The organism is Acaryochloris marina MBIC11017 (assembly GCF_000018105.1).
GTDB lineage: Bacteria > Cyanobacteriota > Cyanobacteriia > Thermosynechococcales > Thermosynechococcaceae > Acaryochloris > Acaryochloris marina.
This window is the reverse complement of sequence record NC_009925.1, coordinates 5,490,723-5,516,447: the sequence shown is the minus strand read 5'-3', so window position 1 is coordinate 5,516,447 and position 25,725 is coordinate 5,490,723. Positions and strand designations below refer to the sequence as shown.

The 25,725-nt window shown below is 45.9% G+C and carries 22 protein-coding genes and 1 pseudogene; 13 read left to right on the top strand and 10 right to left on the bottom strand.

What is annotated here, in order from left to right:
• Positions 1–31 precede the first annotated feature (31 nt).
• Complete coding sequence (lysS, locus tag AM1_RS24715) at positions 32–1,585, top strand: lysine--tRNA ligase (RefSeq protein ID WP_012165651.1); 1,554 nt, start codon at positions 32–34, stop codon at positions 1,583–1,585.
• Positions 1,586–1,660: 75 nt separating this feature from the next.
• The gene (locus AM1_RS24710) at positions 1,661–2,338 is read left to right on the top strand and encodes a Uma2 family endonuclease (protein ID WP_012165650.1); all 678 of its coding nucleotides are present in this window, start codon (positions 1,661–1,663) and stop codon (positions 2,336–2,338) included.
• Between the two features lie 301 nt (positions 2,339–2,639).
• Here the strand turns inward: AM1_RS24710 and AM1_RS24705 are convergent, their stop codons facing one another.
• Genes AM1_RS24705 through AM1_RS42910 form a run of 3 tightly spaced genes read right to left on the bottom strand, consistent with a single transcriptional unit; the run spans position 2,640 to position 5,330 of the window.
• Positions 2,640–3,071, bottom strand: a complete 432-nt coding sequence (locus tag AM1_RS24705; protein ID WP_012165648.1) for a hypothetical protein — start codon at positions 3,069–3,071, stop codon at positions 2,640–2,642.
• 52 nt (positions 3,072–3,123) lie between these two features.
• Positions 3,124–4,386, bottom strand: coding sequence for a tetratricopeptide repeat protein (locus AM1_RS42915; protein ID WP_012165647.1), 1,263 nt, complete (start codon positions 4,384–4,386; stop codon positions 3,124–3,126).
• Positions 4,359–5,330, bottom strand: a complete 972-nt coding sequence (locus tag AM1_RS42910) for an ATP-binding protein (RefSeq protein WP_012165646.1) — start codon at positions 5,328–5,330, stop codon at positions 4,359–4,361. Before AM1_RS42910 ends, AM1_RS42915 begins: the two co-directional genes overlap by 28 nt.
• A gap of 106 nt (positions 5,331–5,436) precedes the next feature.
• Between AM1_RS42910 and AM1_RS24695 the strand changes: the two genes are divergently transcribed.
• Entirely contained in the window at positions 5,437–6,708 is a 1,272-nt protein-coding gene (locus AM1_RS24695; protein ID WP_012165645.1) for an ISL3-like element ISAcma10 family transposase, read from the top strand.
• A gap of 9 nt (positions 6,709–6,717) precedes the next feature.
• Positions 6,718–7,562 (top strand): IS1-like element ISAcma3 family transposase gene (locus tag AM1_RS39965; protein WP_076611323.1). Its coding sequence is split into 2 segments (ribosomal slippage): positions 6,718–7,074 and positions 7,077–7,562, totalling 843 coding nucleotides; the frame shifts between segments, so codons are not numbered across the junction.
• Between the two features lie 54 nt (positions 7,563–7,616).
• Here AM1_RS39965 and AM1_RS24680 read toward each other — a convergent pair.
• On the bottom strand, positions 7,617–8,603 hold the full coding sequence (locus AM1_RS24680; RefSeq protein ID WP_012165644.1) for a CHAT domain-containing protein: 987 nt from the start codon (positions 8,601–8,603) through the stop codon (positions 7,617–7,619).
• A gap of 112 nt (positions 8,604–8,715) precedes the next feature.
• Positions 8,716–10,392 (bottom strand): TolC family protein, encoded by a 1,677-nt coding sequence (locus AM1_RS24675; protein ID WP_012165643.1) that lies wholly within the window; start codon positions 10,390–10,392, stop codon positions 8,716–8,718.
• 177 nt (positions 10,393–10,569) lie between these two features.
• On the opposite strand from AM1_RS24675, the gene AM1_RS24670 reads away from it, so the two are divergent.
• Together AM1_RS24670 and AM1_RS24665 are read left to right on the top strand one after the other, a co-directional pair.
• Positions 10,570–12,108: an AAA family ATPase gene (locus AM1_RS24670; protein ID WP_012165642.1), complete on the top strand. Its 1,539-nt coding sequence runs from the start codon at positions 10,570–10,572 to the stop codon at positions 12,106–12,108.
• A 77-nt stretch (positions 12,109–12,185) separates the two neighbouring features.
• Positions 12,186–13,652 carry a tetratricopeptide repeat-containing S1 family peptidase gene (locus AM1_RS24665; protein ID WP_012165641.1) on the top strand — a complete coding sequence of 489 codons (1,467 nt, stop codon included), beginning with the start codon at positions 12,186–12,188 and terminating at the stop codon, positions 13,650–13,652.
• Positions 13,653–13,669: 17 nt separating this feature from the next.
• Here AM1_RS24665 and AM1_RS24660 read toward each other — a convergent pair whose 3' ends face one another.
• From AM1_RS24660 to AM1_RS24645, 4 genes are all read right to left on the bottom strand, one after another.
• On the bottom strand, positions 13,670–14,125 hold the full coding sequence (locus tag AM1_RS24660) for a CBS domain-containing protein (RefSeq protein ID WP_012165640.1): 456 nt from the start codon (positions 14,123–14,125) through the stop codon (positions 13,670–13,672).
• A gap of 68 nt (positions 14,126–14,193) precedes the next feature.
• Positions 14,194–14,466 (bottom strand): hypothetical protein, encoded by a 273-nt coding sequence (locus AM1_RS24655; RefSeq protein ID WP_041660475.1) that lies wholly within the window; start codon positions 14,464–14,466, stop codon positions 14,194–14,196.
• 35 nt (positions 14,467–14,501) lie between these two features.
• Complete coding sequence (gene trxA / locus AM1_RS24650; protein WP_012165638.1) at positions 14,502–14,822, bottom strand: thioredoxin; 321 nt, start codon at positions 14,820–14,822, stop codon at positions 14,502–14,504.
• 14 nt (positions 14,823–14,836) lie between these two features.
• Positions 14,837–15,136 (bottom strand): 2Fe-2S iron-sulfur cluster-binding protein, encoded by a 300-nt coding sequence (locus AM1_RS24645; RefSeq protein WP_012165637.1) that lies wholly within the window; start codon positions 15,134–15,136, stop codon positions 14,837–14,839.
• A 385-nt stretch (positions 15,137–15,521) separates the two neighbouring features.
• Between AM1_RS24645 and AM1_RS24640 the strand changes: the two genes are divergently transcribed.
• Together AM1_RS24640 and AM1_RS24635 are read left to right on the top strand one after the other, a co-directional pair.
• The gene (locus AM1_RS24640) at positions 15,522–15,875 is read left to right on the top strand and encodes a recombinase family protein (RefSeq protein WP_012165636.1); all 354 of its coding nucleotides are present in this window, start codon (positions 15,522–15,524) and stop codon (positions 15,873–15,875) included.
• A gap of 56 nt (positions 15,876–15,931) precedes the next feature.
• A complete protein-coding gene (locus AM1_RS24635; protein WP_012165635.1) occupies positions 15,932–16,906 on the top strand; it encodes a CBS domain-containing protein in 975 nt (324 codons plus the stop codon).
• Between the two features lie 16 nt (positions 16,907–16,922).
• On the opposite strand, the gene AM1_RS24630 is transcribed toward AM1_RS24635, so the two are convergent.
• The gene (locus AM1_RS24630; protein WP_012165634.1) at positions 16,923–17,306 is read right to left on the bottom strand and encodes a GFA family protein; all 384 of its coding nucleotides are present in this window, start codon (positions 17,304–17,306) and stop codon (positions 16,923–16,925) included.
• Positions 17,307–17,392: 86 nt separating this feature from the next.
• Between AM1_RS24630 and AM1_RS24625 the strand changes: the two genes are divergently transcribed.
• The 5 genes and pseudogenes from AM1_RS24625 (at position 17,393) to AM1_RS24605 (ending at position 25,642) form a co-directional block, all read left to right on the top strand.
• Entirely contained in the window at positions 17,393–18,319 is a 927-nt protein-coding gene (locus tag AM1_RS24625) for a hypothetical protein (protein WP_012165633.1), read from the top strand.
• Between the two features lie 223 nt (positions 18,320–18,542).
• Positions 18,543–20,885, top strand: a complete 2,343-nt coding sequence (locus AM1_RS24620) for an HD family phosphohydrolase (RefSeq protein ID WP_238549067.1) — start codon at positions 18,543–18,545, stop codon at positions 20,883–20,885.
• A gap of 95 nt (positions 20,886–20,980) precedes the next feature.
• Positions 20,981–21,418 (top strand): peroxiredoxin, encoded by a 438-nt coding sequence (locus AM1_RS24615; protein WP_010481058.1) that lies wholly within the window; start codon positions 20,981–20,983, stop codon positions 21,416–21,418.
• 255 nt (positions 21,419–21,673) lie between these two features.
• Positions 21,674–22,308 (top strand): annotated as a pseudogene (locus AM1_RS44680) (DDE-type integrase/transposase/recombinase).
• 292 nt (positions 22,309–22,600) lie between these two features.
• The gene (locus AM1_RS24605) at positions 22,601–25,642 is read left to right on the top strand and encodes an nSTAND1 domain-containing NTPase (RefSeq protein ID WP_012165630.1); all 3,042 of its coding nucleotides are present in this window, start codon (positions 22,601–22,603) and stop codon (positions 25,640–25,642) included.
• Positions 25,643–25,725: the final 83 nt, after the last annotated feature.

Sequence of the window (25,725 nt, the reverse complement as noted above, 5' to 3'; positions counted from 1 at the left end):
TGGTTTGAAGTTTTTCATTTAAGGATTATCTATGGCTGCTGATCGGGCGTCTGAGTCACCCAACCAGGGCTCCACTTTAGAAGAAGTGAGAGCTACTCGTTTGCAAAAGGTTGAGCAGCTCAAACAAGCAGGCTTAACCCCCTATGCCTATCGGTGGCAGTCTACCCATACTGCCCAGGCTCTACAAGAGAAATTTGTGGATCTGGCGAATGGTGAAGAGGAGGATTTTGAGGTTGCGATCGCAGGTCGTATCCTCGCTCGCCGCGTTTTCGGTAAACTGGCCTTCTTCAACCTCCAGGACGAAACAGGAACCATCCAGCTCTACTTGGAAAAAAAGCGGATTCAAGAGCAGATGGGGGAGCAAGATGAGCAAGCCTTTAACCACCTCAAACAGCTCACTGACGTGGGGGACTTCATCGGGGTTCAAGGCACTATTAAGCGTACCGATAAAGGTGAACTCTCTGTCTATGTACAGACCTACACTGTGCTCACCAAGTCCTTATTGCCCCTACCTGACAAATGGCATGGCTTGACTGATATTGCCAAGCGATATCGCCAACGCTATGTAGATCTGATTGTCAATCCATCTGTACGGGAGACGTTTCGACGACGGGCTCAGATCACCGCCAGTATTCGCCGCTATTTAGACGAGCAGGGATTTATTGAAATTGAAACCCCCGTCTTGAACTCCGAAGCAGGAGGTGCAGAGGCCCGTCCGTTCATCACTTACCACAACACAATGGAGATGGATCTGTATCTGCGGATCGCAACGGAACTGCATTTGAAGCGCCTAATTGTTGGCGGTTTTGAAAAAGTCTTTGAACTGGGACGAGTATTTCGTAACGAAGGGATTTCCACCCGCCACAACCCAGAGTTCACGACCATCGAAGTTTACCAAGCCTATGCCGACTACAACGACATGATGGATTTAACGGAAGCGTTGATCTGTACTGCAGCAGAACGTTCTGTGGGCAGTTTGAAAGTGCCTTACCAAGGCGAAACCATCGATCTCACCTCTCCGTGGCGACGAGTGACTATGCATGATGCAGTGCAAGAGAAAACGGGGCTAGATTTCACCACTTTTGAGACGGTAGAAGCAGCCCAAAAAGCGGCAACGAAGGCAGGCATCACAGGGGTAGACGATTGTGAGAGTGTGGGGCATGTTTTGAACGAAGCCTTTGAGCAAAAGGTAGAGGCGACTCTAATTCAACCCACCTTTATTCTTGACTATCCAGTTGAGATTTCCCCCTTAGCGAAACCCCACCGGTCGCAGTCTGGACTGGTTGAACGATTCGAACTGTTTATCGTGGGTCGAGAGACCGCCAATAGTTTCTCAGAATTGACGGATCCAGTGGATCAGCGTCAGCGCTTAGAGGCTCAAGCTGCCCGTAAGGAAGCAGGCGACTTGGAAGCGCACGGTGTGGATGAGGACTTCATCACTGCCTTGGAATATGGCATGCCTCCCACAGGCGGATTAGGCATTGGTATAGATCGCTTAGCAATGCTGCTGAGTGATGCGGCCAGTATTCGCGATGTGATTGCTTTCCCCCTCTTAAAACCTGAGAAATCTGAAGATGAAGGATAATCGTCGAGGGTAATTGCCAAGTCTTTGTCCAGGCTAAACTGAAGACAGCAAGCTTTTCTCCCCAACCCCCAAAAGATGGTGTCAACGCCTCAACAACGACTGGTTATTCCGCCTTTAGAGAATGGCGACCGCCTATCTCGATCTGAGTTTGAGCGTCGCTATCAGGCCATGCCGCAATTGCGAAAAGCAGAGCTTATTGAAGGTGTTGTTTACAACATGTCATCCCCTCTCAGAATTAAAAGTCATGGTGAACCTCATGGTGATGTCATTGCTTGGTTAGGAACCTACAAAGCTTTAACGCCAGGAACAGTGATGGGGGTGGAACCAACCGTTCGTCTAGATCCTGATAATGAGCCGCAGCCCGATGTTGTTTTGTTTGTACCGGGGCAACAGGCCCGGATTGGGGAGGATGACTATATTGAAGGGGCACCGGAGCTAGTGATTGAGATTGCAGCAAGCAGTGTTGCTATTGATTTGCATGATAAGAAGCGGGCGTATCGACGCAATGGTGTTCAGGAATATATTGTGTGGCGGACGCTGGAAGCGCAGCTTGATTGGTTTGTGTTAAATGAAGATGAGTATGTCTCGCTAGGGACAGACAAGCAGGGCGTCTTTCATAGTCAGGTATTTCCAGGGCTATGGCTGGATGGGACAGCTTTGCTGGCTGGCGATATGGCACAAGTATTGGCGGTGTTGCAGCAAGGATTAGGTACCGTTGAGCATCAGGACTTTGTGGGGCAAGTTCTAAATTAGGGATAATGAACTCAATAACACCGGAAATTATGGTTGAATACGGCTCTGTCCTCTATCTCCCACAGCCTTAATGCCACTGATGGCCCCCTAAATCCCCCACCAGTGGGGGACTTGCCTGATCAACCCGCACAAGTCCTGCAATAGAGTTAAACCTCAGCAGCCCTAGGGATTTCAATTTCTATACTCAGCCTAGATATAGGCTCAAAGTCCCCCAGAATGGGGGATTGAGGGGGCGAGTGCAAACGCTTTCAATGCTTTCAGGTATTGGAGTAGCTGGCGAATAGGTAGAGTGAGCCATCAATTATGTCTCACTAGAACTGGGTTCTGTGTATTTGCAAAAAATGTTAAGGCCCACTTTAAGAATATAAAGGACAACAATTGTTGCCATGGCTGGGTTAAGGGGGAGAGTGGTTAGCTCGATTAAGGTGATAACGGCCCCCGTTAACAGGGAAGCACTACCTGGATTTTTGTTGTAGTCCAAAATTTTGGACCGAAAGCTTTCATCACCGCAGAGTTCATCGCGGAGGACGCTAAGGGTGGCTTGCCAGAGGGATTGTCCTTCGCGGGCAAAGGTTTCGGGGGTACCGACGGCAGAGGTCCATAATTCGTTAAAACTCGCATCGAGATTGCCCTGATGTTGTTTGAGGGTGTTGAGGGCTTCTTGAGCAGGTCCGTAATTTTGAAGAAGCTGGCTAGTTTCTTGGAGTTCGGTTGTGGTTAGTTGATTGTCCATAGGTATTTTGAATTTAGAGATTCGGGGGAATCAAGTTACATTGAAAGCCTGATTAATTCTCGCTTTGTTGACTTGCAGTCTGAATGGCTGAGAAGTATTCATCTGGGCATTCTGCTTGGGTAATTTTTCTCCATCGAGACTTAAAATTATCTGTACCAAATTGCTTCAACATTTGCCCTAGAGCTTGAAGACTCAATGGGATCAAATCTTGGTTGTGTTCTAAAGCAATTGCAAGAGTCAAAATATAATATTGCAGGGCCTCAGAGTAATTTTCTTGGGCTTCAGCAACCCTACCTAATAGGTAATAATCACGGGCCGCGCTGTATAGGTCCCCGGCATCTTCAAAGATTTTGAGAGCTTTTTGGTAGAGTGCGATCGCGTCGTCAAATCGGCGTTGTTTCTCGGCAACCCTGCCTAATTGGTGTTGAGCAACAGCTATTTTGCTACCAAACTTAGGATCACGGAGTAATTCCAACTCAGCCAAGAGTTCTTCAAGAATTTCACGTGCCCCATCAATATCTGCAGCTTCCAAAGCGTCGTTTGCTTTTCGTCCTTGCAAATACATCCAGAACTCCGATGCATCGCTACCTTTATCACGTACTTCTGATAAACGAATGCCTACTTGAAATAATCCTTGCTCACATAAAGCTCTTAACTCAGGCTTTCGCCCAATCCTCTTATACAGTTCTCCTAATGCCTGTAACAGGTATTGTGCATTGCCCCAATCCTCCTGTTGCTCAGCTAATCGTAACTGCTGCAACAAGTTAGGTTCCTCTACTCGTAGGACGAAGCTTGCTTCTTCAGCATTGCTGATCAACTGTTGTTCATAGTGAGTAGCTAAACTGCCATAAAAACTGAGCAACTTTTTTTCTAGGTTTGCAATCCCTCCATCTGCTGCATCTACACCAGCCTTGACAGCTTGTTGACTCAGACGCTGCCGTAAGTACCAAGGCAATGCTGGATGAATCTGAAAAATCGTAGCCCCTAAGGGCTCCACGATGCTGGCTGCGGCGGCTTCCTGCAAAATAGCCATCCAATCTGCCTGCTGCAAATTTTCTCCAAATACTTCTCGATAGACCTGCCCCCATTCACTCTCAGGGTCACGGGAAAAAAAATACAGCCAATCTGCAAAGACGCGTTCCGAAAACAGGGCCAAGAAAGGGAGATGTTGGCGGGTCCGTTCTGATAACGCTTCAAAGGAGTAGTCTAATGACACCGTTAGGGACTTTTCTCGACCTTCCTCTTCAGCTCCGACAAAGGTGTTTAGTCCTTGCCGCAGTGCTTCGATCAAAGCTGTTGGGGTTTGGCGTTGCAAATGAGGCAACACCACTCGCAAAGACAGCGGATGCCCCCCAGTAGTTTCAATAGCTCTAAGTATTCTGGGGGTAGGTTTTTGAGTTCTACATTGACCGTTTGCAAAATCTGAGTAGCCAACGCTTCCGAGTCCGATAACCCCGGATAGCGGCGATTTGGCCTTGATAATCCAGCCAAAGGCACTAAGCGATAGCCACAATCCAGCCAAGGCTCATCCCGCCGACTGGTCATTAACACCCAAGACTTTCCTCCTCGCATTGCCTTTAGCCACTGCTGGAGTCGCTGCCGCTCTGGCTCTGTCAACAGGGGCTGATTCCCGGCGGGAAATCCGGCGACGGGCTCAAAATTATCCCAAATCAATAAACAGGGGTTAGTGTTTAGATACTCCAGAACGATTTGTTCTTGTTGGTCTGCCATCAATGAGACAAAGCGTTCCCCTCCCAACTGACGCCCAATTTCATTGACCACATTGCTTAACGTTGCTCCCTGTTCAAAGGACGTAAAGAAAATACCACCATCACGGCCTTGGGTTTCGGCTAGCCAGCGGCCAAACCCTAACGCCAACTGAGTTTTGCCGACTCCACCCATGCCTTTGAGTAGCACCACATTGTTTTGCCGAAAGGCTCGTTCTAGTACCAGAATTTCGGCACTGCGCCCCACAAATCCATAGGTACCCGCTTCGGGTAAATTTGTTACCTGGGCTTCGACCTGTTCCTCCTCCTGTTCCGCTGCGGCCATCAAGGCAGCAAAGCTAGGGGTAGGGGTTTGGGGTGTAAAGGGTGTATAGGCTTCCTGTTGGTAAAGCACAGGTACTAACCAATCTTTTAGGGTTCGTTGCCCACGTGGGCTTAGCCGTTTGGGTTGGTTTAAAACAGAAATGCGAGCGGCTGCAACGGCAGTTGATAGGTTGGCTCCTCCAACTAACTCACCATAAAATCGGGCCATAAAATGTGGCTCTCTGGGAATTAGCGTGTAGCAGTCCTACATTTAGTGTGTTTCCTTTTTCATCCCTATGGAATGATCTGAGGTAGTACTTCAGAGCAATGGCGTAATGGATAACTCAATTCGCATCCCGCTCAACCTTCCTGATATTCGAGTTCTAGAGCTATCGAAGACTGAGAGAGGGGATTGGCTCATCAAGATTGAGAGTACGCTTCAAGGAACAACCTGTCATCAATGCGGACGTGAGATTACTGACCTCCATTGTCATGATCAGCCTTTTCGGATTCGTCACCTGCCATTATTTGAAGTCCCCGTTTACTTAGAAATTCGGCCCAAGCGTTATCGATGCAAGTATTGCGATGACCATCCCACAACAACTCAACATTTAGAATGGCACGAACCTCGCAGTCCCAATACAAAAGCATATGAGCGTTGGCTTCTGCGAATCTTGATCAATTCAACGGTCTCAGATGTTGCCAGAAAACTAGGCGTTAGTGAGGATATCGTCAGTGGAATCATTGATCGTTGGATTGCCGCTCAAGTTGACTGGAGCGAATATGCAGACCTCAAAGTTATGGGGATGGATGAGATTTCTCTCAAACGAGGCCATCGTGATTTTGTGGTTTTGATCACGATTCCTACGACGGATGGGGTGGATATATTGGCAGTTCTAGCCGACCGTAAACAGCAGACAGTGGCAAATTTCCTTCAATCGATTCCCATTGATTTACGCCAAACCATTGAGCGCGTCTGTACGGACATGTACCAAGGATTTGTCAGTGCAGTCCGAGAACAATTGCCGCAAGCCAAAATTGTCATTGACCGCTTTCATGTGACCAAAGCCTATCGTAATTGTGCTGATACGGTTCGTAAACGTGAGGTCAAACGTCTACGACGAGAGCTCTCTAAGCAAGAGTATGACAGCATCAAAGGCGCGATGTGGCCTTTTAGAAAACGACCAGAGAATCTGAAAGAGTCAGAGCAACAACTCCTTGAGCGATTGTTTGCTTATTCTCCACAACTGAAACAGGCGTACAACCTCCGAGAGAAACTCACGCAGATATTTGAGGGCAGGTACACCAAGCACGGAGCTAAATGTGCCATCCGTGCTTGGTGTAAACAAGTACTCAAGAGTGACATCAAGGAATTCGATTGTTTTCTGACCACTATCAATAATTGGATGGACGAGATGACCAACTATTTCCTGGAGGGGTGGACCAGTGGTTTTGTGGAAGGATTTAATAACCGAGTCAAAGTCTTAAAAAGACGATGCTACGGTATTTTCGATATTGAAAGACTCTTCCAAAGGATTTCTCTTGACCTCAATGGGTATCAGACATTGGTCGTGCATCAAAGAAGTGTGGGTTTGTTAAACCGATAGGGAGTCGAGTTGTTTTATTTCCTCATGCAATGTCCTCTATGTGGTCATCCTAAAACCCACAAACATGGCAAGACCAGCAAAGGCAGTCAACGTTACCGTTGCCCCCACTGTCAACAGACCTTTAGTGAGACCTTTGACACCCTGTGTTATCGCCGTCAGATCTCTCCTGAAACGATCCAGACCATCCTTCAAGCTCATGTTGAAGGGAGTAGTCTACGAGGACTCTCTCGCATCACGGGTGTAGCGTATAACACTTGTGTGAGTGTGGTTCGTTCAGCGAGTCATAAATCCCAAATGATTCACAATGGGGAAGTTCAGGCCGTTGCGACCGACGTCATTAATGCAGATGAGTTGTGGTCCTTTGTCAAAAAAAGCAAAAGCACTGTGAGCCGAAGGAGTTGAGGGTAGGCGACTGCTGGATAGCATTGAGTCTTGCGAAAGAGAGTGGTCTCGTGCTCAGTGGCCGTATTGGCAAACATACCGACGAGCTAGCTCAAGAATTGATTGAAAATACTGAGGGCAAAACCGCCTGTCATCATTGGCAAACGGATGGTTGGGAAGGGTACGCACGACAATTACCCGATGAGGTCGTCCATGAAGTGAGTAAAGCCCTGACCCAACGCTTAGAGCGGACCAATGGCATCGTGCGTCAGCAGACCGGGCGTTGGCATCGACGACAGAATAAATTTGGCAAAGTCTGGCAACAGAGTGCGATGACTTTAAGATTGGTGCTGAGCTATTTCAACTGGATTTGGTGCCACTCTCGATTCAAGAACACGGCTGCCCAACGAGCTGGATTGACGGAGCGTCCTTGGAGATGGCAAGACTTAGCTTCCTATCCCACACTTTGTTGATGCACAATCCAGACATTCGCTGTGACCTAAACACTATATCTAGCGGCTACCACGCTAATTCCCGGAGAGCCTAAAATGTTTAGCCGCTTCGGCATGGATGCTATAGGCCATAGCCACGACCCCCTTGGCCCCAGCGAAAATAAACCGGGTTGCCACCGAAGAAAACTCTTCTTCTCCCTCTTGGGCCGACTTACAAGCGTTGAGAACAAACACAGGGACTCGGCAGTCTGTCAAACTTTGGGCAATGCGGTCTGCACTGACCACCTCTGCTTCGCCCTTTAAGGTTTCAAACACCAACTCCCCTTGGCCAGAAGCATCCATCAGATTAAATTGCCGCCCAGCATTGGGATTAAAGGAGCCATGCCTATCAAAATGGACGATGTGATAAAACCCCTGTCGATGAGTGTTTAGCTCTCTTTCAAACTCGGTAAAACTAGGGGGACGTAACACCTTCAGATTCACAAACTTCTGCAACGGGCGTAACGCTTCCAACATGGGACGGGCAATCGTTTGGAACCCGATATCCTGTTCATAGGGACGAGCAATCACAAGTAAGATATTGAGCTGATCCCTTGGCAATTCAGGCGTTTCCGCCCGCACCCGTTGATGGCTTAGGGTTCGGTACATCCCGGACAGCTTGGGGGCTAGAAATAAATCTTTGGGGGAATATAACAATTCCCAAGGCAAGTTCAACACTTGAGGATTGTCCGAAGAGATCCCCAGTTCGCAAGTATCTAAGCCTGACCGTGTTGCCTCTTGAAAAAATTCTCGGCCTTCATCAGTGCTTTGGAAAATTAGCTCAAATAAAGTTTGTCCCCAGCCCTGGAACTTTTGTTCAATGGCTATCGCTTTGTCTGGGTTTAATCCGTAGGGAAAGCTCAAATATTCCTCTAGATACCAGCGTAAATCTGCAAGTACCTTGGGCTCAAACGGATGGTTAAAATCTACTTCGGGGGCCTGCCGAGGATATTCCTGTCCCCGTTGCCACGATAACTGTAGCCTGTCTCCATTCAAAGACACCAGCAATCGATTATGAGCCATCCCCAACCCTCATTCATGCAGATCCAATGCGGCACCTACCCCGCATTTGTCTAGTTATCAGATGAATATTGTGAGATTACGCAGCAATGAGGAAGAAATTTAAGCTTTCCCGTTAAGCCTGATTGCAAAGTTTTTCCCCAGGGGAAGGAACTTCACCGACTCTGGCCTGCTGTTGTCGATGGCCGACAAAACGCTCCAGGGCAATTAAGGCGCGATTGTAGTCAATGATTGCCTGCAAGCGATTACTGCGGGTTCGCGTGAGTTCTGTTTCAGCGTTACTGACTTCAAGTTGAGTCCCAATCCCTGCTTTGGAGCGCAATCGAGCTAGCTCTAAACTTTGCTCTGCTTGGATCACCGCACATTCATTGGTCGCAATATTTTTAAAGCTGGACTGTAAGGTAAAGTAGTTCTGCTCGACCTGGAACCGAACCAGATTTTTAAAATTGGCAAATTGAGTCTCAGCAATTTTTGCCCCTAGGGCTTGCTGTCGGGCGTTGGCTTTGGTCGCGCCTCCATCAAACAATAACTTGGTAACCTGTCCACCCAGGGAATAGCCAAAGGCATCAGTCAAGTCGTCCAAATCAACCGCAAAATTCCCACTGGCAGCTACACTAACCTGGGGGCCAAAACTTCCTTTAACCAATCGCTCATTCTGCTGGGCAATTTGTCTTTGGTCTAATATCTCACCAAGTTCGGACCGATTCTGTTGGGCCTTGGCAATCGTATTTGTCAAGGACATGGGCCATAACCCGGCAATTTTGACCGGATCAGCAGCCGATAAAGTTGCTTTGGGATTGAGGCTTAAGCGCTGAGCCAATTGGCGTCGAGCAGTGAGCTGTTGGCTTTGGGCTTGAGAGAGCTGTTGCTGCTGGTTTGCCAGCTGGACTTCTGAACGTAGAACATCAAATCGAGTGCCTAAACCTGCCTGTTCCAAGGCCCGAGTATTATCCAACGTTTCTTCAGCATTTTTCACCGCTGCCTTGGCAATCTGGACCAACTCATCGGCCTGCTGCATATCGTAATAGTCATTTGAAACGTCTAGGCGCAGCTGCTGTAACTGGGTTTCTAGGGATTTTTCAGCGGCCTTAAGGGCAGACTCAGCAGCGCGAATGCTAGCTGAGCGTTGTCCAGAAGTGAAGACATCGTAGTTTAGCTGAACGCTAGTGTTGAACAGATTGCTGACTGAAGGAAAAAGAGGGGGCTGATCCCGAATGGTTTGAATTTGAGTCTGCAATCCTTGAATCGTCTGATTTAAAATCGCTGTTTGAGCTGCATTTGCCCCAGGTAATTGGGCTTGTAGCTGCTGAATTTGATCTTCAATACCTTCGACTTGGGCTTCTACTTGCTGCTCGTTGATGATCCGTGATGTTGCAGAATCTGTGCGGTTGAGGCTCGCTTGGGCACTGATGGTTGGGAGTTCTGCGGCTTTGGCTTCTGCTAATGCTGCTTTTGACTGGCGGACCTGCAATTCCACAACCTGTAAATCTCGATTATTGCGCTTAGCCAGCTCTAAAGCTTGCTCCAATGTAATCGCTTGATCGAGGTCCGGATCAATAGTGACATCTTGCGATGCAGTCGGTACGTCCAGTATTTTCGGATCAGGATTCAGTATTTTGGGATCTTTCGTGGGTAGACGCAGGGGTTGCTCATCAATTTCCGTCGGCAGGAGTTCACTTGCACCAGGATTATCTCCTTGAGCCTGAGCTGGCACAATCAATGCTCCACTCATCATCAGTGCTGCGGTGAGGCAACTTGTTTTGCCCCATTTTATCCACGATAGATGTTGCATAATGGCTCCCAGACCTGCTGTCTCCGTCTAGTACTCTACCAAATCTAGATTCTGGCTGGTGGTCTAATAGGCTAAAAATCTTGCATTAGTAAGGAGGCTACATAGGCTTGCCTTTAGCAAAATCCTTGTATTCGGGAATCTTGAGAATAATATCCTTTCCTGGTTGGCGCTCTGGCTATGCCCTTATCCGTAAGTGTACGAGACATTCAGACCTTAATCCTGTCCTATCACCCCGTCATAGTAATTGAAACTTTAGAGGAAGAGCGGGTTCAAACCCTTCTTAAGAAAGCGACGGAGGAAATGTCTATTCCGATGTTTGAATGGAGCATTGCTCAGGGCCTGATTCGGTCTCCTGGCACCTTTAATGCGCCTTGGGTAAATGAATATGCGCCACCTGGCACCCTCAAACCTGCTGCTATTGGTAATACTGCCGAACCCTTAGCGGTCCTTAAACATGTCCAGGATATGTCTATTAAGGCATTGTTCTGGCTCAAGGATTTCGGCAAACATTTTGAAGATCCAGAAACAGCCCGCCACTTTCGGGAAGCGGCTCAGCTCTTTTCTCAAAAACGGTCTGCCTTTGTGTTGACCGGAGACAATATTGAGCTACCTAGGGAAATTGAGCATGATGCTGTGGTCTACGACCTGAAGCTGCCCGATCGCGATGAGCTGTCTCGGACAGTGAAAGAAGTGGTGCGGACTATGAGACATAAACACCGCACCATCGTGGAATTAGAAGATCAGGATATGCAGGCCCTTGTTCAAGCCATGACGGGTATGACCTTGAAACAAGCCCGACAAGTGCTGGCCTATGCGGCTTTGGATGATGGCAAATTGACCACAGACGATGTGGAGCGTATTCTCCATCGCAAGGCCCAACTGATCCGAGCGGGTGGGGTGCTGGATTACCTTCCGGTCGAGGGGAATCGTGTGGAATGGGGTGGGTTTGCGAATCTCAAGAATTGGCTGGGACGAGCCAAGGTCGGATTTAGTCCCGCCGCTAAAGCTTTGAACCTAACTCCACCGAAGGGAATTTTGATTGTAGGGATTCAAGGATGCGGCAAATCTCTTGCAGCTAAAGCGATCGCTAGAGAATGGAAAATGCCATTACTGAAGTTAGATGCAGGTCGTCTCTACGATAAATTTGTGGGGGAATCTGAGAAGAACTTTCGCAAAGCCATCTCCTTAGCAGAATCTATGGCTCCTGCCGTTCTCTGGATTGATGAAATTGAGAAAAGCTTGGGGGCTACAGGGTCTGATTCAGATGGGGGCCTGAGTCGGCGAATGTTTGGGTTCTTCCTAACCTGGATGCAGGAAAAGTCCCAAGAGGTATTTGTGGTGGCCACTGCCAATGATATTTCCCAAATTCCTCCAGAACTGCTGCGAAAAGGCCGTTTTGATGAGATTTTCTATGTGGATTTACCGGATTTGCAAGAACGAGGGGCGATTTTCCGTATTCATTTGATGCTGCGTAAGCAAGATCCCAGCCATTTTGATATGCCTACTCTATTGCAGGCATCGGAAGGCTATAGTGGTGCTGAAATCGAGCAGGCGGTCGTGGCAGCGCTTTATCGCGCGCTCTATGTAGAGAAACCTTTGGATACGGAGTTACTGGTTCAAGAGATTCAAGGCATGATTCCGTTATCGGTTTCACGACAGGAACATTTGAAGCAGCTTCGCAACCTTGCTCAAGATCGATTTATGAGTGCTAGATAACCCTTAAACATTGGTGTGGCCTTCCTTTTTAGGTGGCGCTCGAACCTTTTTGTCTATTGTTTTCGTCAATTTGATTTATGCATAAAGCCCTTCACTTCTCCACAATCCTGTTTGGTACAACAGCCGCGTTGGTTTGGTGCCAGCCCCAAGCTCAGGCATTGAGTTCAGCGGAAGTCAGTAAACTTGCCAAAAATGTCACGGTTCGAATTAGCAGTCCAGGCGGTTTAGGATCCGGGGTGATTGTCAAAAAGGAGGGCAACACCTACACCGTTGCCACGGCGGCCCATGTGGTTGATCTGCCTAATACCTACGATATTCAAACTCCTGATCAGCAAACTCATCAGATTACATCTTCCAGTATCCAGAAATTTAAAGGGGTGGATCTGGCGGTTGTTCAATTTTCAAGTTCCCAAACCTATGCAGTCGCCAAGATGGGTAATGTGAATGATGCCCCAGAAGGGACTCCCATTTATGTGGCAGGTTTTCCAGCCCAAACCCTGGCCTTGACGGAGTCGATTTACAACTTTACAGAAGGGAAAGTGACGGCTAATGCCACGAAACCCCTGGCAGATGGCTACTCACTGGTTTATTCCAACAGTACGTTGCCCGGTATGAGTGGTGGTCCTGTCTTGGATGAACAGGGTCGATTGGTGGCCATTCATGGTAGAGCTGATACTGAAACGATTCAACCTCAAGATGAAGCAACCAATCCTGATATCTATATCAAAACTGGATTTAATCTAGGGATTCCTATCAATACTTTTCTTAATTCATTACCCTTAACCCTCACATCCCTCAACCTAGGAACGCTTGATCCTCTGCCAGATGTGCAGGAACCCACTGCAGCAGATTTTTATTTGCAAGGGGGGGATAAACTCAAGCGTAAGGATTATGCAGGGGCGATTGCTGATTTTTCTGAGGCTATAGAGCTAGATCCTGAATATGTGGAAGCTTACTATGGCCGCAGTCTGGGTCACTATCGGCAACGAGATTCATTCAAGGCAATTGAGGATCTGACTCAGGCGATCAAGCTTAATCCAGACTATACCCAAGCCTATGTACAGCGGGGAGTGGTGAAAGCGAATTCTAGAGATACATCGGGGTCTCTCAGTGATTATCGGCAGGCTCTAGTTCTCAGCCCTTTGGATGCCACGATCCTCTATCGGCAGGCCTTATCAGAACTGCAGCTGTGGCGATACCAGGGGGCAATGTTTGCATTGGACCGTGCGATCGCATTCAATCCCCGATTAGCGGAAGCGAAGGTGATGAAAGGTGTTGTTCGGGTTTTGCAGGATAAATCCAACGGTAGCAATTCGGCTGCCTATGCCAAAACGATTGCCGAGCTGGAGAAAATCAGACAGCTCCAACTTCCATTTAACTCAGCCATCACTGATATTCATAAGGGGCTCCTCAGCAGCTTGAAAGGCGATCAGCAAACGGGCCTCCGCCAATTACAAACTGCTGGGTTTAAGGCTCAACGGGAGGGGGATAATCAGTTGAACGACATTATCCGTGCCATGATCCTCAAGCTGTCTCGGCGATAAGCCTTGTGAGTATTGCCCTAGTCTTCGTAGATTCGGGCTTCAGGAGCATTGGGGAACTCTTCGCAATATTGTTCAAAATTGCTTTTGGGTTTCTCGACAAAATCACTCTTTTTGAGAATATCGCTAATGGAAATAACCCCGAGGAGATGATCTTTAACGACTGGGGCACGGCGAATGCCTGTATTGGCAAATAAACGAGCGACGTATTCGACCCCTAAATCAGGATTAACGACAATACAAGGCTTGGTCATGACTTCGTAGACCTTCATCTTTTTGGGGTCATACCCAAAGGCTGCCACCTTGTAGACGATGTCGGTTTGGGTCACCATCCCATAGGGATCACCTGCATACCGAGGCTCAACAATTAAAGCCCGAAGACCTTTCTCTTTCATCTTGCTGACGGCATCGGCGACGGTTGCTGAGCCACTAATGGCAACAACGTCTCGGGTCATGATTTCTTCTGCGCGCATCATGGCATTGACTCCTGAGGAATGGTGATTGAATTAGGTTTTAGAAAGGCTGACTGAACTAGCGTTAACCCCTAGGCCATGGGTAAGGGAGGCTTGTCTGGAGAGCCAGGTTGAGTGGAGTGATGATAGGTGGATATCCCTTCTGCATAGGCCTCGACGACTTGACCATCAACAGCGCAGGACACCATTAAATAATCACAACTCGGACACTCAACCTGGTTAACTAGGCCACCAGGACATTTGAGATGAGTCGGATATGAGCTCGTAAAATACAGCCGCCTTGCAGGGGAGCCGCATTGAGGGCAGCAAATGGTTTGGGTGGTATTCGTGCCAATTTGACTCATGGGTATATCCTGGTCGAAAGGAATGGATCGACGGTTTAAAGGTGTTTATCCACAGCGCTGGTAAATTTCTCATAGGGACTCATGCCCACCAGAGTTTCGACGAGTTCGCCCGATTTAAAGACTAAGACTGCTGGAATGCTGCGAATGCCAAATTGCTTGGCAATACCTTTATTCTTGTCAACGTCAACTTTGGTGACTTTGGCTCGACCATCATAATCAGTGGCCAATTTGTCCATCATGGGACTCACTTGTTTGCAGGGACCACACCAGGTGGCTGTAAAGTCGATCACAAGGATGGACTCATCCTTAAGCAACTGTTCAAACTCGTTGTCTTGTATGTAAGCTACGGTACTCATAATCTTTTCAAAACCTAAAGTAGAGCATCTTCTTGGTGGGTTTGAATCGTGCAGTCTGATGCAGGGTAGGCAACGCAGGTCAGCACGAATCCAGCCGCCATTTGGTCATCATCTAAGAAGGATTGATCGGATTGGTCTACTTCTCCCGAGATGGCCTTGCCGGCACAACTGGAACAAGCCCCTGATCGGCAAGATACAGGTAAATCCAGATCATTCTCTTCTGCTGCGTCAAAAATATACTGATCATCTTCGACCGCTATCGTTGCGTCGATGCCTTCCGCTTCATTGATCAGTCTGACGTTATAGGTGGCCATTAAATGAAATCCTTGTAAGTTTGATAGGTAAGGTGGACAACGATCAAGAGGGGAGCGCCTTATGAGCTGTGATAGAAATTTCAGCTGGCCCATAAGGCTTAACTAAGAGGTTGATCGAAGAAAGCTCTAACTGCGTCTATACGGCGAAAGGAGGAGTGATGTTACTCAACTTGAATTAAGATGTCACCAGGTACTTTGGTTTTTTGCTTTAGTGTTTTGCCAAAAAGTTTTAAGACCTTTTTGAACTAAAACTGTTAACCAATAAGTTTTATGGCGAAAGAGGTGTAACATTCCCTTAATATACACCTTCAGGGCGTGTATTCATTTTCATATATGATTTAAATGTATTTTCTTGTAACATTCCTCTGAGTTCAACGAATCCGCTATGTCTGCTGAGAAATGGAATGTCAATGAGGTGAGCCGTCGGCTCAATGAAGGTCGCCAAGCGAAGGCGGCTCAGGGCGGGTATGCAGGATATGGTTCTCCTCCGTTTGGCCAGCTTTCCCATAACGGGGAGTTGGTGGATAATCCCCGGGAAACGGAGATTATTGATCTGATTCGTCGTCATCACAAATCTGGTAAATCCCTACAGCAGATCGCTGATTGGCTCAATCAAAATGGCTATCAGACCAAGCGAGGGCGTTCGTGGAAGCGTATTTCTGTTAAGCGAGTGTTAGATCGGTTGTATGGCAAAACGGCTCGGATTTCAGGAGGAGCCAAGCCCCTTAAACCAGGCTGATTTGATCCGATGACTCCTCTCGTGATCTGGATTTGTCCAGTTGGGTGTGTGTACTGATGCAGCAAAATGATCCGATGGTGGGTACTCCTAATTTGGAGGAAGCCATTAATTATCAGCCCTTAATTTTGGCACCTGAAACGGCGTTAGTAGATGTGATTGCCCGGATGAGCCAAACCCCCTTTAGTTGTTGTGAACTGGGGGCATCTTCCCAAGACTCTGGGGATGTGGAAACGGAAACCACTCGACCCACCTGTGCTCTGATTATGCAGGACCAGGAGATTTTGGGCATCTTGACGGAGCGAGATATTGTCCGCTTTGCGGCCGCTGGCATGGATTGCGATCGCATCACTGCTGCCGATGTCATGGCCCATCCCGTCAAGACTCTGCCCTTGGCTGATTTTAAGGATATTTTTGCGGTCATGTTTCTGTTTCGGCGGTATCGAATTCGCCATTTGCCGATTTTAGATGACCAAAACAAGCTCGTGGGCATCACCGAACCTAGTAGTTTGCGCCGGGTGTTGCGACCTGCCAATCTGTTAAAGCTGCGCCGGGTGTCTGAGGTGATGTCCACCTCCGTTATTCATGCTCCTCCCCATTGTTCAGTGCTCAGCCTGGCCCAGTTGATGGCTGAACATCGGGTGAGTTGCGTTGTGATTGTAGAACCTGCACCGGATGATGGCCTTAAGCCCATTGGTATCGTCACCGAGCGAGATATTGTCCAATTTCAGGCAATGCAGTTTGATATTGGCAGAATTATGGCGTCAGAGGTGATGAGTTCTCCGCTATTTTTGCTGAATCCTGGGGATTCCCTATGGTCTGCCCATCAGCAAATGCAGCGCAGACGAGTCCGACGCTTAGTGGTGTCCTGGAATTGGGGACAAGATTTGGGCATTGTCACGCAAACTAGTTTGTTAAAGGTATTTGACCCCCTGGAGATGTACGGAATTATTGAAACCCTGCAACAAACGATTGAGCAGCTAGAAGCGGAAAAAGCATCCTATTGGCGTCATCGAGATGCTGAAGTGAGCTAGTCAATCCTGGAATAGGTTAATTCTCCTGGGATTTATGGGCCACTTTATGGGCATTTTGCTCCCAATTGACACCATCAAAGGGCACCACTTCTATGGAGTCAGGTTGAGTATCCAGACAGCGAACGTTGATATCGTAGCCATCGGGGTTGGAGCGAGGAATGTAAAACGGCTTGATGCCGCAAACTCGACAGAAGGTATGCTGCGCAACGCCTGTATTAAATTGATAGGTCGTTAGGGTGTCTTGTCCTTTCAGTAACTTAAATTTGGATTGAGGCACGATCAGATGCAAGAATCCTGCTTTTGAGCAGATAGAGCAGTTGCATGCATCGACCTGGAGATCTTTGGGAGCTTCAACTTCAAACTGAATCGCGCCACAATGGCAACTGCCTAAATATTTCATGGAACCTTCCCCAATCTACTGGCAATAGATCTATCTTATGCTGAGCAAAGATTAAGCAATGGCAGCGTTTAGTTGCCCCGATGTGCATGCAGCAGTTACTGATTGACCGTTTCCGAGGATTGTTTTTGGGAGTAGCCGTCTTAGATGCCCATGGGTATGGGCAGGACGACTCACACGGAAACAGTACCTTGGCTTCAGGGCAAAACGTTTCGTTGCCCAGAGAGTCAGGGAAATGGTGTGAAGCGCTTGCCTTAGGCCAATCCGAGGTAATTGCCTATTCAAGTCAAGGGGCAAACGAGTCTCAAGTTCCTACCATAGCTATTCCCACTCCTGAGGACGAAATTCAATTAGCTGTTTTAATTGCCCAGATGCTACCAGCAGCTCTGTTTTACCATGAGAATTTACCTCGTCTTCAAAACTATATTTGTGACCATCGACTGAGAGAAGCCAGTCCTGATCTGCAAGTAGAAATGCTGGGTATTGAGGTTGCGATCGCACTCCTCTGCCAGGAACAGGCCAACCCTCAAACCCTGGTTTCTCAACTGCTGGTCCAGGATTTCCTCTCTGGAACGACCTTGCATACTCAGCTACAACAAGTGCAGACCCTCCTTCAGACCCGATCTAGTCTTTCTAGGGTGTGGAGCGAAGTCAATGCGAAACGATCTCCTGAGACTTCACCATTGGCAACTGCCTTAGCCATGGCCTGTTACTGCTGGTCGAGTACAGCGGATACCTTTGCCTTGACGGTGACCCGGCCTCTGACCTTACCCCAGTTCCCTCGGCTTGTGGCCTTGATTACTGGCGCTTTGTCTGGCGTATTTAACGGTGTTCATGCCATTCCATGGGCTTGGCAAGGAGCATTCTCTACCCCATCAGGGGCTCGTACCTCTATCCTCGCCCAAGCGGATCAGCTTTTGGCGGCTTGGTCAGGGTATTTGAGCGATGACATCATTGCCCTCCCCCTGGAGCAAACAGCCATTTCTGCACCAGGCGTCCTGCGGCCTCGTGGGTAGTCCTGCCGCTTTCACTCCCAGATGTAAAAGCCGACCTCAGCTCCAGTTTAGGGGTACAAAAACCATGGGCAGTAGTATCAATGAGTGATTTGACTATAATTGAAGGACTTGAACAACAGTTGTGGACAAATCAAGGAACACCGTTATGCCAGCACTACTGACTTCTGCCTTCAGGATATTTCCCAATTGAATGGCCTATATGCCTTAGTCGCCTAACCATCCAATGAAGAAATTATTCCGTTCTCAGCAGGTACGTCTGAGCCGTTGGTTATCTTCCTCTGCCGCGTCACGTATTCCTTCAAACCGTTCTGCTCGTCGGTCTCTCAAGCAGCAATCGCCTCTATTGTTTGTGGTATCTGTCGCTGCTCTAACCAGCGTGATCGGCCATCGATTCTATAATGAGCCGCAACTCACGATTGGTACCGTTGCCCCAGAAACGATTAAGGCCCCAGAGTCTGCCCAAGCCGCCGATCCCATTGCCACGGCTGCAGCTCGTGAAGCCGCCTTTCGGAATGCGGTGAGCGTGTATATGGTTAATCCATCTCAAACGGCTGCTATTCAAGCGGATTTGGATTCTTACTTGGCAGATATCCAAAAATTCCGAGGGTCCGCTGGCGAGTTTCCCTATACATCGATTAAGACTTTATCCCCTAGGGTGCAGCATTTTCTACGGCAACAGAATACCGGAGACTTTCAGACCCTCCTGAAGCAGGTCAATGCCACGACCCCTCCCTCAACGGCGTGGCTAAAAACCAAGAATGCCCAGGCGGCAATTAAAGCCCTGCGGACCTATCGAGCCAAAGAAAAAGATGGGGTTAAATGGTCTGCCTTGATGCGGAGTATCACCCAGGCCCAGCAAGACTATCAGGCTGCTTTAGGTAAGGTTCCTCCCCGTCTACAAGGATTCTCCAGCCGGACCCTTTTAGAATTTACAGAACCCGAGTGGGCAATGGCCCAGAAAAGGCTACGGACGGCGTTAAAACGGATTCTTACCCAAGGGATTCCTCCAGGATTACCTGGGACCGTGATGCGAAGTACCATTAAGGTCCAACTCCAGGACTATCCTGCCAAAGTTCAAGCCCTGGGCATCAAGTTATTGCCCAACGTCCTCAAACCCAACCTGAGTATTGACCCCACCGGTACCTTACGTCAGCGAGAAATTATTGCGGAGCAGATTCCTCCCATTCTGATTCCTATTGATAAAGATGAGGTCATTGTTAAATCCGGTGAGCGAATTTCCCAAGCTGACTTTGCCTTACTCGAACATTTTGGTCTGAGTCGACGGGGCATCAACTTGCTGGGCTTATTTGGGACGATGGCGGCCGTCAGTGGGGGGATTGCTGTATTTCTAGTCGTCCAACGACGCTGTCGCCTTGAATTTGATCGGCGGGATTATGTGTTGGTGTTAATGCTGTCGGCTAGTGCATCCCTGCTGATTTGGACGACCGCTCTGCGATATACCAGTTTGCCTGCGGTTGGCCTACTGGTGGGTAGTTTTTATGGGCCGGTGCTGGGGGCAACAGTCGTCGTTATTCTTTCGAGCTTGATTTCCTTGGGGCTGAGTAGTGGGTTTATCGAGCTAGGAGCGATTGCTGCGGGGAGTTTGGTCGCCAGCCTTGTAGCGCGCCAACGACGTTCTCGGGAAGAGATTGCCCTGTTAGGGGTAATTGTCGCCATTACCCAAGGGGTGGCTTTGTTTATCCTCATGACTTTGGCAGGAGCCCCGGTCTATAGCATTTTGGGTTTGTCTCTGATTCAAGGGTTAGTGGGGTTAGGGTGGACCATTGTGGCCTTGGGTATCAGCCCCTATATCGAACATGTGTTTGACCTGGTGACCCCCATTCGACTGGCGGAATTGGCGAATCCCAATCGACCTTTGCTCAAACGGTTGTCCCGAGAAGCCCCTGGAACCTTTCAACACACGATGTTTGTGGCCACTTTGGCGGAAGCAGGGGCGAGTGCATTAGACTGTAATGTCGAATTGGTGAGGACGGGAACCCTTTACCATGACATTGGCAAAATGCATGACCCCCAATTTTTTATTGAGAACCAGCGGGACACCACCAATAAACACGATCTGCTCAACGACCCTTGGCAGAGTGCCGAGATTATCAAGAAGCATGTGTCCGAAGGGCTGGTGATGGCCCGTAAATGTCGTTTGCCTGCCGCTGTACAGGCTTTTATCCCTGAGCATCAGGGCACGATGGTAATCGCATTTTTCCACCATCAGGCTCAACAGCAGGCGTCTGCCAATCCTGAGCTAGATCCGGTTCAAGAGTCTGATTTTCGCTATCCTGGACCCGTTCCTCAATCCCGAGAAACAGGGATTGTAATGCTGGCGGATTCCTGCGAAGCGGCGTTGCGATCCCTCAAAGATGCGACCCCAGACTTAGCCCTAAAAACCATCAACAAAATTTTCAAAGCCCGCTGGCAGGATAACCAGCTCGTGGATTCTCAGCTCACCCGAGATGAGTTAAATGTATTAGCAGAGGTGTTTGTGGAAGTATGGATGCAGTTTCACCACAAACGTATTCCTTACCCCACTGCAACCATCCCCCCCAAGTAAGAAAAAATATGTAACACTACTTTGGGTATCTCTGGTTTTTAGCCAGGGATGAGTGAACCATCCAGATTTTTATCCTGTTTTTGTGAGGAAACCCTATGGCTTTAACCGCTGGTACTGCTGCTCCTGCGTTTACGACTAAAGACACCAATGGCAACACGGTTTCCCTTGCCGATTATGCTGGGAAGACGGTTGTCCTATATTTCTATCCCAAAGACGATACGCCGGGCTGCACCAAAGAAGCCTGTAGCTTTCGTGATAACTACACTGCTTACCAAGGCAAAGATATTGTGGTCTTTGGGGTAAGTGGTGATGATGAAGGATCTCACCAAGACTTCACCAGTAAGTTCAATCTGCCGTTTCCCCTACTCGCTGACGTGGACCATAGTCTAATGAAGGCCTACGACGTTGATGGTGGTGGGTATGCTCAGCGTGTCACCTATGTGATTAACGGCCAAGGCCAAATCGATAAAGTCTATACTTCCGTTAATACGGATACCCATGCCACTGATATTTTGGCTGACTTAGGTTTGTAGAAAAGACTGTCTGGCATCAAAAAAAGCGCTAAGAGAGCCTTGTTACTCTTGGCGCTTTTGTGTTTGAAATTCTTACTTTGAGAAGGGTCCTAGCACGGAGGGAATTGTTGGAAGAGTCCACGTTCTATCTAGCTAACCTGAGTTCGGGTTAAGCAGCTGGGAGGAAACTGTCAGGGCTGTTTTCCCAGAATGGAGGAACCACTTCCATCCCGACAGGCTGAGTGCTGTCCCTGAGTCATACTCTATCTGTATTTAATGGATTGTCCTCATTGCCGCTCAACCCGAGTCTCATTTCTTCAGAGTAAGACTGCCCTTGGATATGTTCGGTTTCGATGCAAAGTGTGTTGCAGGAGTTACAACAAACGTATAGGCACTCCCTTCAATTTTATTGAGGTCCCTACAAATATAGTATTTCAGGTTCTCCTAGTCCGAGTACGCTAAAAACATAGCTATCGGGATGTGGCCGAGTACTTCTGGATTCGAGGTTTTGAATTTGCCCATGAAACCGTGCGGGATTGGAAAGAAAGATTTCTGCCTCATTTTACAGAACAAATTCGAACTAACCTGCACGAGAATCCACCCAATAAGGTCGCGACAGATGGCTTGGCGTCCTAACCTCCTGCTATTGAAGAAGAATTGGGTAAGAATGCAGAGCATGAGGTTCGCCCCTGCACTGAGAATCTCATTGAGCAAAGTCACAGTCCAGTCAAAAAGCGCTATCACCCTACCCTTGGATTAAAGCAGTTCATCAGTTTTGCAAAGCGGTGGATGAAGTGTGTAACTTTTTGAGATCTCGTACTCGAATGGCAGAATGCGTGTCTCTACTTGATAAAAGAAATAAGTTCATCAGAGGTGTTAGTGAACTTGAAGAAATATTTCAGACTGCTTAACAACAGGAAAGGCAAAATTTAACGGGCAATATGGCAATTCTTGTCAATTTGGCTAACCATCCCTGACAATTTCTTCAAAATTTAGTTTCCTTCGATTTGTATTAAGCAAACTCTCATGAATTTAGATTTTTTGCGTAAAATCTGAGATGTACATTGATATATATAACAGGAAGCATTCAAACATCTATTTATTGATACAAGTTATTGATACAAGGCTAATTACCATGAGTTGTTAACATTGACTTAATTTTTTTGAATGAATATTCTTTTTACTAAACTTGAATGATAAAACATGTCTAGAGATGCATTGATTATAGGTATAAATACATATGAATATTTATCACCACTTTATGCTCCTGCAAAAGATGCTGAAGGAATAGCGCAAGTATTGCAAAATGATGGAAATTTTCGAATTAAACGTCTTCCTGAATTCATAGATCCATTCATTGCAAATAAAAGGAAGATAGCATCTCAAAAAAAGATAAATTTAGAACAATTAGATAAAGCCATTAGTCAACTATTTAAACCAGAAGGTAAAAACATACCAGATACAGCATTATTATATTATTCTGGTCATGGTCTACGAAAAAATTGGGGGATTAATGAAGCATATATAGCATCTAGTGATGTTAATCCCTCAAAGGGTTTTTGGGGATATTCTCTACAAACATTGCAAAGATTATTACACGAAAGTCCAATCAAGCAACCAATAGTATGGTTAGATTGCTGTTATAGCGGAGGCTTATTAAACTTTATTGATATAGAGCCAGGAGTTAGAGAAAAAAGAAGCTCACTATTTCTACTTGCTTCATCAAGAGAATTCGAGATTTCTGAGGAAATTGACAGAAGTCATAGTGTTTTGACAAATGCAATAATTAATGGACTAAACTACAGAAATAGTATTAGAAAGGTGGTTACTAACGATTCACTAATTGAATATATCAATCGTGAATTGAAAGAAACACCTCAACAACCGATGTGGTTAAATCCTAATCATGAAATAATATTGACTGGTAGTGAAATTAATATTGCTGAAGTTAATCCTATAGGTAAATGTCCTTACAAAGGACTACAACACTTTAAAATTAGTGATGCTGAATATTTTTATGGTAGAGAAAAGCTTACTGATGAGCTTTTAAGTAAGATCAAGAAAAAAGATATAAATTTTTTAGCCATAATTGGTCCATCTGGATGCGGAAAATCATCGGTTGTTCGAGCTGGATTAGCTTATCAATTGCAGAAAGGAACAAAAATTTCAGGTTCAGAGAATTGGAAAATTCATATTTTTACACCAGGCTATCATCCACTTAAAAGTTTAGCACTTCCATTTGTGGATAAACGAATATCGGATATTGATCGCGCTTTCCAACTAAGTAAAGCTGAAAATTTATTTTCAAATAATAGTGAGGGTCTTTCAAGGATTATTAGTATTTCTAATACGGTTAAGACTGTATTAATCATTGATCAATTTGAAGAGGTTTTTACATTATGTGAATCCGAACAGGAAAGAAAAAAATACTTTTCATGCTTATTTAGTGCTCTCGAATATATTAAAGATAAGCTTTTAATAATTATTGTTATGAGAGCAGATTTTCTTGGGAAGTGTACAGAGCAAAATTACAGTGGTTTAATTGACGGAATTCAAAATAATTTAGTTTCTGTCAAGCCATTAACAATGAAAGAGTTAGAGGAAGCAATAGGTAAACCAGCTGAAAAAGCTGGCCTTAGGATTGATGAAGGTCTTGTTGTTCAGATAACATCTGATTTAAATACTAGGCCATTTATAGATAAAAATTCAGACTACATAAACAATTTTGGTCTTGAATCAGGCAGCTTACCATTACTAGAGTATACGCTGGAGTTACTATGGAAGCATAGGAAATCTAATCGTATCACATTAGAAAATTATGTATATTTAGGTGGTGTAAAGAAAGCTTTAGAAAATAGAGCTGAAGAAGTTTATGAATCATTCTCAACAGAAGAAAAAAAGATAGCTAAACTAATTTTTTTAGCACTTACACAACTAGGAGAGGGCACTAGTGATACAAGAAGAAGCATTTATAAACACGAACTTGTAATTTATCAAAAATCAGAGAAGTTGGTTGATAGTGTTATCCAAACACTGGTATCGGAAAGACTTATAGTATCGGATACTATTCTAGAAAAAGACTCATATAAAACAAAAGATAATGTTGTTCTTAATATTGTTCATGAAGCACTTATACGATATTGGTTTAGGCTTCAAATATGGATAAATGATCATAGAGATGCTATTAAGATTGCAAGAAAAATTGAATATTCTGCAATGGAATGGAAAAGTGGAGGAAGAAAAAAAGATATATCTTGGCTACTTCAAGGAAATAAATTAATTGAAGCAGAAAATTTCATAGAAAAATATAATGACTTAGAGATCATTTCAAAAGTAGGGAAAGAGTATATAAAGTTAAGTCAACAGAAACAAAATCAAATAAAGAAGGAAGCAGTTGAACGTAAACTGCGAGAAATTCAACAAGAAAAAAAAGTCTACCGCAATAAAATCATTGCAATTGGTGTTTCATTAGCTTCATTAATTTTTATTATTAGTTTTGCATTATGGAATTCTTATCAACTCAAATTAAGTATTATTCATTCTTGGGTATTAGGTAATGAAACTCCAGTGCAACTGGAAGTGCTCACAACTACAATTGAGCAAGCCAATCAACATGAAGAAGATGGTAAATTGAATATTGCAATGGCATATTATCGAAGAGTTCGTATCTCTACGGTTACAACTTTACTTGATAAAATCCAAAATGACAGTGAAATATGGAAACTACTTGATTACAAACAGAATCAACTACCGAATTCACTTAAAATAGATAACAATGAAAAGCGTCAACTCGTATCACTAGCAAAATATTCCGATAACAAGTTAGCCAAATTAGTTATACAAAATCGGATTAAAGCAATCAAAAAAGATTTAAAAAACAAAAAATATGGTGAAGTTAAAATAAATGCAGAATTCTCTGATGAAGAAAATCAATATACAGAAGGGGCACTTAAAAAAACATATATTATTCTATATAAAAATATTGGTATAGGTGCTGATCTAAATAATAATGGACGATTAGAAAATACACTTGAAATTTCATTAATACCATGTAGATTAATTAAAGAAATAGAGAAATTATGGAATGAAGAAGGTTGTGTATGGCTCGAAGATGATCCAGATAGTTCAGTCTCTAAACAATGTAATGCTTTAAATAGAAAAACACTTGGAAGCCAAATTTTTGGAGATCCTAATTCTGACTATTTGATAAAAGATCGTATTAACCTCTGTCTTAAAGAGCTTTAAGATTATCAGTCAATAAAATAACTTATTTTATTGACTGATATTATGAGCTTCTTATTTTAGATAGGGCATTATTAACTTCTATC

What these genes read in the sequence shown, in the direction of transcription:
- AM1_RS24680 (WP_012165644.1), bottom strand. Translation starts at nt 8,603, where the DNA reads ATGGCTCATAATCGATTGCTGGTGTCTTTGAATGGAGACAGGCTACAG.
- AM1_RS24635 (WP_012165635.1), top strand. Translation starts at nt 15,932, where the DNA reads ATGCAGCAAAATGATCCGATGGTGGGTACTCCTAATTTGGAGGAAGCC.
- AM1_RS24640 (WP_012165636.1), top strand. Translation starts at nt 15,522, where the DNA reads ATGTCTGCTGAGAAATGGAATGTCAATGAGGTGAGCCGTCGGCTCAAT.
- AM1_RS24615 (WP_010481058.1), top strand. Translation starts at nt 20,981, where the DNA reads ATGGCTTTAACCGCTGGTACTGCTGCTCCTGCGTTTACGACTAAAGAC.
- AM1_RS24665 (WP_012165641.1), top strand. Translation starts at nt 12,186, where the DNA reads ATGCATAAAGCCCTTCACTTCTCCACAATCCTGTTTGGTACAACAGCC.
- AM1_RS24695 (WP_012165645.1), top strand. Translation starts at nt 5,437, where the DNA reads ATGGATAACTCAATTCGCATCCCGCTCAACCTTCCTGATATTCGAGTT.
- AM1_RS24625 (WP_012165633.1), top strand. Translation starts at nt 17,393, where the DNA reads ATGCAGCAGTTACTGATTGACCGTTTCCGAGGATTGTTTTTGGGAGTA.
- AM1_RS24630 (WP_012165634.1), bottom strand. Translation starts at nt 17,306, where the DNA reads ATGAAATATTTAGGCAGTTGCCATTGTGGCGCGATTCAGTTTGAAGTT.
- AM1_RS24645 (WP_012165637.1), bottom strand. Translation starts at nt 15,136, where the DNA reads ATGGCCACCTATAACGTCAGACTGATCAATGAAGCGGAAGGCATCGAC.
- AM1_RS24710 (WP_012165650.1), top strand. Translation starts at nt 1,661, where the DNA reads ATGGTGTCAACGCCTCAACAACGACTGGTTATTCCGCCTTTAGAGAAT.
- AM1_RS24620 (WP_238549067.1), top strand. Translation starts at nt 18,543, where the DNA reads ATGAAGAAATTATTCCGTTCTCAGCAGGTACGTCTGAGCCGTTGGTTA.
- AM1_RS24605 (WP_012165630.1), top strand. Translation starts at nt 22,601, where the DNA reads ATGTCTAGAGATGCATTGATTATAGGTATAAATACATATGAATATTTA.
- AM1_RS24705 (WP_012165648.1), bottom strand. Translation starts at nt 3,071, where the DNA reads ATGGACAATCAACTAACCACAACCGAACTCCAAGAAACTAGCCAGCTT.
- lysS (WP_012165651.1), top strand. Translation starts at nt 32, where the DNA reads ATGGCTGCTGATCGGGCGTCTGAGTCACCCAACCAGGGCTCCACTTTA.
- AM1_RS24670 (WP_012165642.1), top strand. Translation starts at nt 10,570, where the DNA reads ATGCCCTTATCCGTAAGTGTACGAGACATTCAGACCTTAATCCTGTCC.
- AM1_RS24655 (WP_041660475.1), bottom strand. Translation starts at nt 14,466, where the DNA reads ATGAGTCAAATTGGCACGAATACCACCCAAACCATTTGCTGCCCTCAA.
- AM1_RS24675 (WP_012165643.1), bottom strand. Translation starts at nt 10,392, where the DNA reads ATGCAACATCTATCGTGGATAAAATGGGGCAAAACAAGTTGCCTCACC.
- trxA (WP_012165638.1), bottom strand. Translation starts at nt 14,822, where the DNA reads ATGAGTACCGTAGCTTACATACAAGACAACGAGTTTGAACAGTTGCTT.
- AM1_RS42910 (WP_012165646.1), bottom strand. Translation starts at nt 5,330, where the DNA reads ATGGCCCGATTTTATGGTGAGTTAGTTGGAGGAGCCAACCTATCAACT.
- AM1_RS24660 (WP_012165640.1), bottom strand. Translation starts at nt 14,125, where the DNA reads ATGATGCGCGCAGAAGAAATCATGACCCGAGACGTTGTTGCCATTAGT.